The sequence below is a fragment of the Scytonema sp. PRP1 genome (assembly GCF_036697665.2).
Taxonomy (GTDB): Bacteria; Cyanobacteriota; Cyanobacteriia; order Cyanobacteriales; family Nostocaceae; genus Kalymmatonema; species Kalymmatonema gypsitolerans.
Map to the genome: position 1 here is coordinate 223860 of NZ_JBAHYJ020000096.1, position 8915 is coordinate 232774.

The following is an 8915-nucleotide window of genomic DNA, read 5'->3' on the forward strand; positions in this document are numbered from 1 at the left end:
GAATAGAGTTGCCAAAATGCCAAATTAAGGGATACGGGGCGTAAATAAAAATGTGGGTAATGACCCCTACACCCCATACCTCTAAATTCGGTTACAGTAAATGTGCAGCGGTCTTATTTCAAATCCAGTAAACCGTTTTCTTTCAACTTAGGATTGAAGCGAATTTGTGTTTGTAAACCACGTACTTCTAAAACTGCTATGATTTCAGCCTCGACTCGCCTTGCCACATTTTTAATGATTTTGATTTGCGCCATTTCATCATTTACAGGATTGTGATAATTTGCCTGTTCTTCAGCCGTCATGACGACTTTGACATCTATTGGCTGTGTCCATCTGTCCTTGCTATCTGCATTTCCAGCAGGCACACTGCCATTTTCGGCAATCCAAGCATGCTCGATGTTTTCTAACACCGTACGGCTGGGACGTTCAATTGTTTGAGCTTTCACCCAATAGCAGTATTGTGGTTGACGTACTAAATGCTGCTTAAGGCTAAGATAAACATCACGGGAATATCCTACAAATTGCAGGACTTTTTCTTGGTCAAAAATTGCATATACCCCAATTTTTCCCTGTAATTGTTCGGGTAACTGACCGTTGTCGTCAATGAATGGAATGTATTCCAAACTTGCTAAAGTAGGAATATTACTTTCTGTGGTCATAACTTAAATTCACAAGCAGGAGTTTTGATAATTTTGAGGAAATTGTTAGTTGTTAGTCGTGATGTATGCTAACGAGATCTAACTAAGTAGAGCTTTGCATAAATTCATAGCGAAAACTTGAACGAAGACTATGTGTACCTTTGCGTTTACCTCGGCTACCTGGTGCGTTTAAAAACGTTACGAATTAATGAAATGCTGTACTAAGAACTAACAAACTTTCGATAAATGGCACAAAGGCGACTGGGTTTGAAAATCTTCGCCTGGAACATGAAATTTGGCGGAACATTAATGATGGCGTACTCATCAGAATCATAATACTTTTCAAATTCCGCTGGCATACCTTTAGGAGTTTGCGAACTGTAAGGAACAGGTTGAAAAAGTAATTCTGTCCATTCAAGCTTTTCACACTTCAAGTGTTGACAAAGTTGGTTTAAGAAAGAAACACCTGTCAATAGTTTGAATAATGTTTCTTTGGCTTGTGGTTCCAGAGTAAAACTCGCATCGAAATTTTCAACGATTTTTAAAGGCATTTGACTTGCAATGATTGGTTAAGAACTGAGAGATCATAGGGCATTGGAGACATTTTAATACGTCGTTAGCCTTCAATAAAAAACCACGAGCAGACAAACAAAGTTGCTACCTAGGGACTGGGGACTGGGGACTAGCGAGCAGCGAATAAAAAACCACGAGCAGACAAACAAAGTTGCTCACACAGCCTAACACTTAGGAAATCCAGCCTCTGTCTCATATCCTAAGTCCTATTTTGAGAGTCAAAAACCATATTGATGAATACTTTTAGCCAGTTTTAACCGACTCGAACCACTATCTCTGCAACTGATTCCGGGGCGATGCCTCTTTGGGTTGTTCCTTAGCGATCGCATGGAGTGCTTGCCAAGGAGCGATCGCCTTCTAAGTAGCGTAGCCTATGGGCAAGACTTACGGCAGTGTGTTTCCTTGCAATTGAGAAGTCGAATGATCAGCCTGCCACTTTGTGTGAACTTAGCTACCATGTGGAGTATCTAGTTTTGCGAGGATTTCTCTCGTAACTTTCTGTAATCAAAGTAATGAACTTCTGTAGCGACAACGTTGTGGGTGTATCCCCAGAAATCATGGCAGCGCTTTTGGCAACAAGTCATGGGGTTGTGATGCCCTATGGAAATGATGATTGTACCCAGCGCTTGAATTCCCTGTTCTCAGAATTATTTGAAAAAGACGTTTTAGTCTTTCCTGTAGCTACGGGTACTGCTGCCAACGCCCTTGCTCTGTCAGTGATGACACCTCCTTTCGGGGCAATTTACTGTCATCACCAATCCCATATACATACTGATGAGTGCGGTGCCCCAGAATTTTTTACAGGGGGAGCAAAACTAGTGACGCTACCAGGAGAGCATGGAAAAACTGACGCAATTGATTTAGCCGCAGCACTCGCTCAGGCTGGTGCAGGTGTTGTACATCATGTTCAACCCGCTGCTGTTAGTTTATCTCAGGCAACTGAAGCCGGAACTGTTTATAGCATTGATGAAGTTTCCCAAATCGCTGAGGTGACTCACGCTCATGGGTTGAACCTGCACATGGATGGTGCGCGGTTTGCTAACGCTGTGGTTAGCTTGGGATGCTCTCCTGCTGACATCACCTGGCGTGCTGGGGTGGATGTGCTGTCTTTTGGAGCGACTAAGAACGGTGCTATGGCTGCAGAGGCAGTCATATTTTTCAATCGAGATTTAGCTCAGACATTCCGATATCGCCTAAAACGTAGTGGGCATCTATTCTCAAAAATGCAGTTTTTGTCCGTGCAGCTAGAAGCCTACATCAAAAATGATTTGTGGCTAAAGAATGCTACCCATGCCAACAACATGGCAAGGCAGCTAGCTCAAAAGTTGACAATGTTGCCAGGAGTGACGCTTTGCAATCCAGTTGAGGCAAACGAGATATTTATTCAAATGCCTCAACAAGTGATTGTAGGTCTTTTAAGTGATGGCTTTAAATTCTACCGCTGGGATGGAGAAGATTCCGCAACAGTGCGGTTAGTTACTGCCTTCAACACTCAAGAGGAAGATGTGGCAGCGTTTTTAGAAGCTGCTCAGGCACATTCTACTCGTCATTTGTCATTAATCGCTTAGCTAGCACCGACAGAAGCTTAAAGAAGCAAGGGACACAGAAGAATTGCTTACTTTTCTAGTGAACTACCGAATTCAACAGCGATTTCTCACCGATAAACTCGCGGCTTCAGAATAACCGATTCTACAACACCTGCAAAAGCTGCTTGATTTTGGGACTTTGGCGTTGCTTGAATTGTGTTGGAAAATTCAAATCAACAATAATCTTGCCATTAGTCTCTTCTTTCGCCCCAGAAATTTCAGCAAGCAACTTACTCGGTGATGGGTTCCCCTCCTCTCGACTCAAAAGCAAACCAACCAGTGGTTTAAGACTGCGCATCTTGTGCAAGTCCTCTTGTCCAAGCACTCTGTCACCTGATTTAGCTTTTTTGCCCGATATTTCCAGCCGTAAACCTGTTACTCCAAGTTCCGTAGCAATTGCAGGGAAGAAATGACCATCCCAGTACAGTTCGCCGACGGCATTCACCTGTTTACGTACCTGTTTACGGGCAGTGGGTTTGATGTCTCGAAAAGAGCGAGTCAGACTCGTGGCAAGGAACCCAAGCGAATGGAATGGTTGATCTGAGTTTTGCCGCTTTTGGGAATACCATTCTCGCACATCAGAATACGAAACCAGGATTAAGTTATCGATTTGCGAGCGGCTGGGATTGACAAAGTCAATTGCCAAAAGCGTTTTCGTATCACTTACAGGCGAGAGTCGCACAACCCGCGCTGTTAGAGAGACGCGAGCAGTAGAGTCTCCCATAATCTCAACATCGATCTCATCTGGTAAATTGGGCAAAGATTCCAAAGAAACCAACGCCCCAGTTTCTGAAATGTTGACTGTTGTCCCCTGGAATGTCTGATTGGCAGTAGAAATAACAACTCTGAGGTGTCGCTGCAAACGGTGGGCGGCACGCACCTGTGGCTGCTCAAACCCCACTAACAATGCCGCTATCAGCAGAATCAAATTAAAACCTGACCATAAAGTGTTAACCAAGACCGCTTGCCAATCTTCTGGACGAAGCAGCAACCAGTAGGGAACGGCAAATAAGGAAGTGAAAACGAGTGCCGCCACGACCATAAGACCACGCATTGACCGCCAGTCAAAAGTACGTTTAGCAATGTTCACTCCTTTATCAGTGACGTTAAACGAACCAAGTCTGGGGTTAAGCAGCGCCAACATAGTCACCCACCCCGATTGGAAAGCCATCACAAATTCAAAAATTTCGTTCCAAAAAGAAAAACGGACGTTTTTGTAGATCAGGTGGTTGGTAAATAGGGCGAGCAGAATGTGAGGTACAGCGTAAGCCAGAGTTTCCAAACCTAAGCCTCGGATGGGGTTAATACCAAACAATAAGAACAGAGTCGGAACAATTGCATAAATCAGCCGAGGATATCCATACAAGAAGTGCGAAGTTGCACTGAAATAACAAATCCGTTGAGGAATCGTCAGTTTCAGCCTTGGATTAAACAACGGGTTTTCCAGCCGCAAAATCTGCGCCATACCCCTTGCCCAACGGACTTGTTGACCCATATAGGAAGAAAACGTGTCTGGCGCTAAACCAGCCACCATGATTTTGTCGTAATAGACGGACTTGTAACCGCGAGAGTGCAACCGTAGTGCTGTGTGGCAATCCTCTGTTACAGTTTCGACTGCAATTCCCCCAACTTCCAAAGCGTGGGATTTGCGAATAATAGCCGCTGAACCGCAGAAAAAGGCTGCATTCCAAAAATCATTGCCTTTTTGGAGCACTTTATAAAACAGTTCATTACCCGCAGGGATTCTACCGGCTGTGAGCAAATTGCGCTCGAAGGGGTCGGGGTTATAGAACCAGTGGGGGGTTTGGACAAACGATACCTTTGGGTCAAAGAAAAAGCCCACTGTATCTAGCAGAAATTGGCGCGATGGGATGTGGTCGCAGTCCAAAATCAAAACCAAGTCGCCATCAGTTTTGTGAAAAGCGTTGTTGATATTACCCGCCTTGGCGTGGTTGTTGTTGTCCCGCGTCATGTGGATGCAGCCAATTTCCTCACACATTTGCCGTATCTGTTCGCGTCTTCTTCGGAAACTTTCTCGGCGCGGGTCGTTTTCTTTATACCTTTCTGGACGACCATCATCCAAAATATAAACCGTTTTTTTCCCAGGAGCATAATCGCAAGCTATTGCTGCTAACGCCGTCTTACGAACAATCTCAACGTCTTCGTTAAAGGTGGGGATGTAAATATCAACATTAAACCATTCTTCTTGAGGAATTGTCCCAAGATCAACTGGCTGACGCTCTTTGATTCTTAGGGTTTGAAAGTATGCCAGTGCCAAGGTGAGAACAGCGTATAGTTCGGCACCGTACAGCAGTAAGCAAGCAATGCTGTTGATCCAGCCATCAAAGTTAAGAGTGTAGCTTGTGCGGTAGTATAAATACCGCAGTGTTGTTACTAAACTTAGCCACACCATAAACAGATGATAATACTGGCTGATTTCACTAGAAGACTCTTGCTCCTCGGCTTCCATAATGAATTGACCGATTATCACTAGAAGCAAGGCAATGACTGCTTGCTGCCATATTCGTAACGGGGTAATAATCAGTGGAACTGACAGCAGCAGTAGCAGCAAGACAAGCCACTTAAACTGTTTCCGACCCAAATTTTGTAAAGCACGGTCAAAAAATCGGGGCGTGGTATCAGTGAGCCATCTACTTAAGCTGAAACGCCCTCTTGGAGGAGAATTTAATGAAGAAGACATTTTTGATTTGGGATTTTAGATTTTAGAATTGGGATTTTAACCGCAGAAAAACGCAGATAATCATCTGTTATAGTGCCGTGTTTTTGCTTAGATAGTTAGTAAAAATTAATTTCTATCAGCAACAGCAAGGCGCTTGAGATACAACTGGACAATACCATAAAGTAAAAGTGAGACACCTAAAATACCGATAGGTAGCAGTAGCCAGTTTTCTTGTAGGAAGCGTGTTATCTTACTCAATAAGTTGGTATTTTCCACACGATTCCTAGCACCAGTGCGGAAAAACTCTAGTTGATAAGCGTCTGGTTCGTAGGCAACTGGATTGTTCTGATCACTGCCTATCAGGACTGTGTCCTGTTTCAATTGGAAGAACAATGGATCTCGATTTAGCACTTGTCGCACTCGCTCTAAACCTGTTTGTGTCTGAGCTGTTAAAGCCAGAATGGTGCGTTCGTTGCTCCAAGGAGAGATAATTTGCTTAATCAAACCTTGTGAATCTTGTGGAGTTTGAATTCTACCTTGAGCTGATACGCGGGAGAATGCTTGGCTTAAATTAAAACCAGCAGATTTAAAGACTTCTGGGAAAGGAAACTTATCTCGCGTACCAATTCCTACAAGATGCTCATTCTTACGAACTGAATCAGGAATTGATTCTGGCGTATAAACCTGGAGTTTAACGGACTCTGCTTGACTCAGCCGTCCTAAGCGTTCGCTAAACGCAAGTAAAGTCAGGATATCTGTGCTAGATGGGTTTTGTGGTAAGGCGATCGCCGTTTTAGATAAGTCTTGAGGTGCAGCAAACGGAAAACCAAATTGCAACAAATTCAAATCTGGCAGCTGTACGGAAGCTTCCCGTTTTAAATCGAAGCTAGTGTCAGCATGAAGTGTACCTATTAATTGTTCGTCTGCTGCGCTAATACACTTTTGCTTATCAAATGGTTCTTTGGAATTCATTCGGAAGTATATCTGGAGTTGAGAGTTGGGGCGAATCAAGTGCGGTGGTAAATCAACTCTCAAGGTTTGGCGAGTTTCTCCAGAATCTGAGGTGAAACGTGCGCCACCGATATATCTGCCGTCGAGTAACACTTCCACAGCAGAAGTTCTCGGGTTCATCTGCGCAGCATAGCTGTAAACTAAGTTCATGGAACTGCCACGCACAAATCTATCGTCAGGTAAGGCGTGTAAATCAATTTCAATTGGCGGTGCTGCTGAACCACGTACAGTCACATCACCAAATGGCTCACCATTGAGCGAGCTTTTCAGTTCAGTCAGTCTAAAAGTATTTTCCTCTGGAATATAACGAGGCCATTCTCGAGGTCCCGGTGGTGCCACTTCCTTAACTTGATTGACAAAAACGACTGAACCTGTACCCATTTTTCGCAAGTCTGGCTGTACCAAAAACTGTACTGCCTTAGCCACACCTTTTGGTCCATTACCAGTCGCGATTAAAACGGGAGTACCACCTTCTTTTTGAGTTGTTGTCGCAATTAATACACCTGTCTCTTCTGGTACGAGCTTTTGATTGATATCGAAAATTTCATTACCAGCAACAGAAACGGGCAATTTTAAGGATGATAAAATCGGTTGCTCACTGGGAGTACCAATAATCACTAGCCGTTGTTCAGGCTTCACACCCTTTATATCAGACACCAAGCTCGTCTCTATTGGGCGAAAATCTGCAAGTCTGCCAAATGCCGCCTGTAAACGAGCTGCTGCTGTCAGCCAATATTGCCTCGCTTGAGTTGGTTGCAAGTAAACAATCCGGTTCGTTTCTAAGCCGAGTTGATCGAAAAAGGGATAGGGATAGCGGCTAAAGTTGGGGGAGATTGGCTGACGTTGGAAACTGAAAATTAATTTAGAATCTGGGAGAATCTCCGTCCACAAACTCGGGTCATGAGGATCAGTACATTCTTGTAAGCTATTGTGCTGCGCTACAAGCTTGATTTCGTTATAGTCCTGAAGCAGCTTAGGATTGATATTCAGTAACACCTCACCCACTTGGGACTGTTTACGGTTGAGCGATACGCTGCCTATAGCAGTGTCATTGACAAGTACCGTCAGGTGAGAACGTTTGGCAAAAAGAGATGGTGAGTGCTGGAACCGAATTAAAGCTTGAACCTTTGCGATTTTCCAACCACGAGGACGGTTAAAGCCAAGGCGACTTTCCGCATTAATTCCTCGTAAGCGCATACGGTTCCCGACAATTGGACTGCGGTTAAATTCCAGGTCGTACGTTATCAGGTTCTTTGCATTAGCAGTCTCTTTGTTGTCTTCTGTGTCTTCGGTGTTAGCTTTGGGTTTAGTTGCTTGAGCTAACAAAAGAGTTTGTTGTTGCCCTGGATAGCTAGAATTTTGCGAATCATAGTGTTGCAAATCTTCTTGACTTTGAGCTTGAGCGCTCAGCAATGAACCAGGAAACAGTAAGAAACAAAAAGTAAAAATAATTGCTTTTGTACTGTTTGGGGAAAAGAGAAACAACGGCTTCATATGACAGTGTGATTATTAGGTATATGGTGGAATTTTTGTGCTTTTTGCTAGCTATATTTACCAAGAGTAAGTTTGTTATTTTTTATAGCTCAAAAACGAACATAATTTTTCTGATTTTAGAAATAATCAATAAAGACCTTTCACGGCTTTGCTTTTAGGAGTTGCTGAGGAAGTACTGAAGGAGGCAACATACCTAACCAAGCCAAATTCTGTGTATAATAGGCAGATTTATCGTCCCAAATGCCTAGTTTGTATTGAGGTAGCAATTTTTTCTCAAGCAATTCCTTCGCTAGTCGTGGTTCTATGAACTCCCAAGCGGCGTAAAGCATAGCGTATTGTGCTGTCGCCTCATAACCCACCAATTCTTTGCCTTGTAGGTCGATGCGTGCTGGTAAACGCGATCGCTCGCGCCACACCTTTTGCAAATATCTACTGTATGTTTGGAGATAACGTCGCGCTTGGGGTGAATTGAACCATGCCACATCCAGCGACAAGCGCCACCAAACCCGATAAGCATCAAAGCCATACAAAGTTTGAAGTTGGCTTGTCTGCGGCAAGGGTTGGCATTTCCCTGTTTTAGTATCTTGAGCTACCCAATCACTAGGTAAACCTACGGTAGAAAGTGGCGCTGATTTTTCTAGAACTTCGTAGCTGGTATTAACCAAACTCAACCAATCATGTTGTGGATCGACTTGGGCAAATAGCCGAAAAGCATAAGGAGCGAAATAAGACGGATTGAGGTAAATGGTTGAGGCATTCCCAACAAAGGCAGCCGCCGGACCAGGCAGCAAATAAAGCTTACCTCCGTGTCCTACTATGATGGAAAGATTCCATAAATCTTGCAGTTTAGCTTTCGCCAGATCTAAATATTCAGGACGATTCCAACGCCTTGAGGCAAGAATCAAGGCAGTAATCGCATCAATATCACCGTCA

General features: G+C 43.9%; 6 protein-coding genes. 1 reads left to right on the top strand and 5 read right to left on the bottom strand.

Annotated elements, in window-relative coordinates; genetic code table 11:
• Positions 1-113: 113 nt before the first annotated feature.
• Entirely contained in the window at positions 114-659 is a 546-nt protein-coding gene (locus V5G28_RS25910; RefSeq protein WP_332995905.1) for a GIY-YIG nuclease family protein, read from the bottom strand.
• A 200-nt stretch (positions 660-859) separates the two neighbouring features.
• A complete protein-coding gene (locus V5G28_RS25915) occupies positions 860-1189 on the bottom strand; it encodes a hypothetical protein (RefSeq protein WP_096568177.1) in 330 nt (109 codons plus the stop codon).
• Positions 1190-1723: 534 nt separating this feature from the next.
• On the opposite strand from V5G28_RS25915, the gene V5G28_RS25920 reads away from it, so the two are divergent.
• A complete protein-coding gene (locus V5G28_RS25920) occupies positions 1724-2779 on the top strand; it encodes a threonine aldolase family protein (protein WP_332995907.1) in 1056 nt (351 codons plus the stop codon).
• Between the two features lie 121 nt (positions 2780-2900).
• Here the strand turns inward: V5G28_RS25920 and bcsA are convergent, their stop codons facing one another.
• The 3 genes from bcsA to V5G28_RS25935 form a co-directional block, all read right to left on the bottom strand.
• Entirely contained in the window at positions 2901-5498 is a 2598-nt protein-coding gene (gene bcsA, locus V5G28_RS25925; protein WP_332995909.1) for a UDP-forming cellulose synthase catalytic subunit, read from the bottom strand.
• Between the two features lie 105 nt (positions 5499-5603).
• Entirely contained in the window at positions 5604-7982 is a 2379-nt protein-coding gene (locus V5G28_RS25930; protein WP_332995912.1) for a cellulose biosynthesis cyclic di-GMP-binding regulatory protein BcsB, read from the bottom strand.
• 140 nt (positions 7983-8122) lie between these two features.
• Positions 8123-8915 (bottom strand): glycosyl hydrolase family 8 (locus tag V5G28_RS25935; protein ID WP_332995914.1); only part of this gene is annotated, 793 nt, incomplete at its 5' end.

Coding starts and splice junctions, on each gene's coding strand:
- V5G28_RS25910 (WP_332995905.1), bottom strand. CDS start 659: ATGACCACAGAAAGTAATATTCCTACTTTAGCAAGTTTGGAATACATT.
- V5G28_RS25915 (WP_096568177.1), bottom strand. CDS start 1,189: ATGCCTTTAAAAATCGTTGAAAATTTCGATGCGAGTTTTACTCTGGAA.
- V5G28_RS25920 (WP_332995907.1), top strand. CDS start 1,724: ATGAACTTCTGTAGCGACAACGTTGTGGGTGTATCCCCAGAAATCATG.
- bcsA (WP_332995909.1), bottom strand. CDS start 5,498: ATGTCTTCTTCATTAAATTCTCCTCCAAGAGGGCGTTTCAGCTTAAGT.
- V5G28_RS25930 (WP_332995912.1), bottom strand. CDS start 7,982: ATGAAGCCGTTGTTTCTCTTTTCCCCAAACAGTACAAAAGCAATTATT.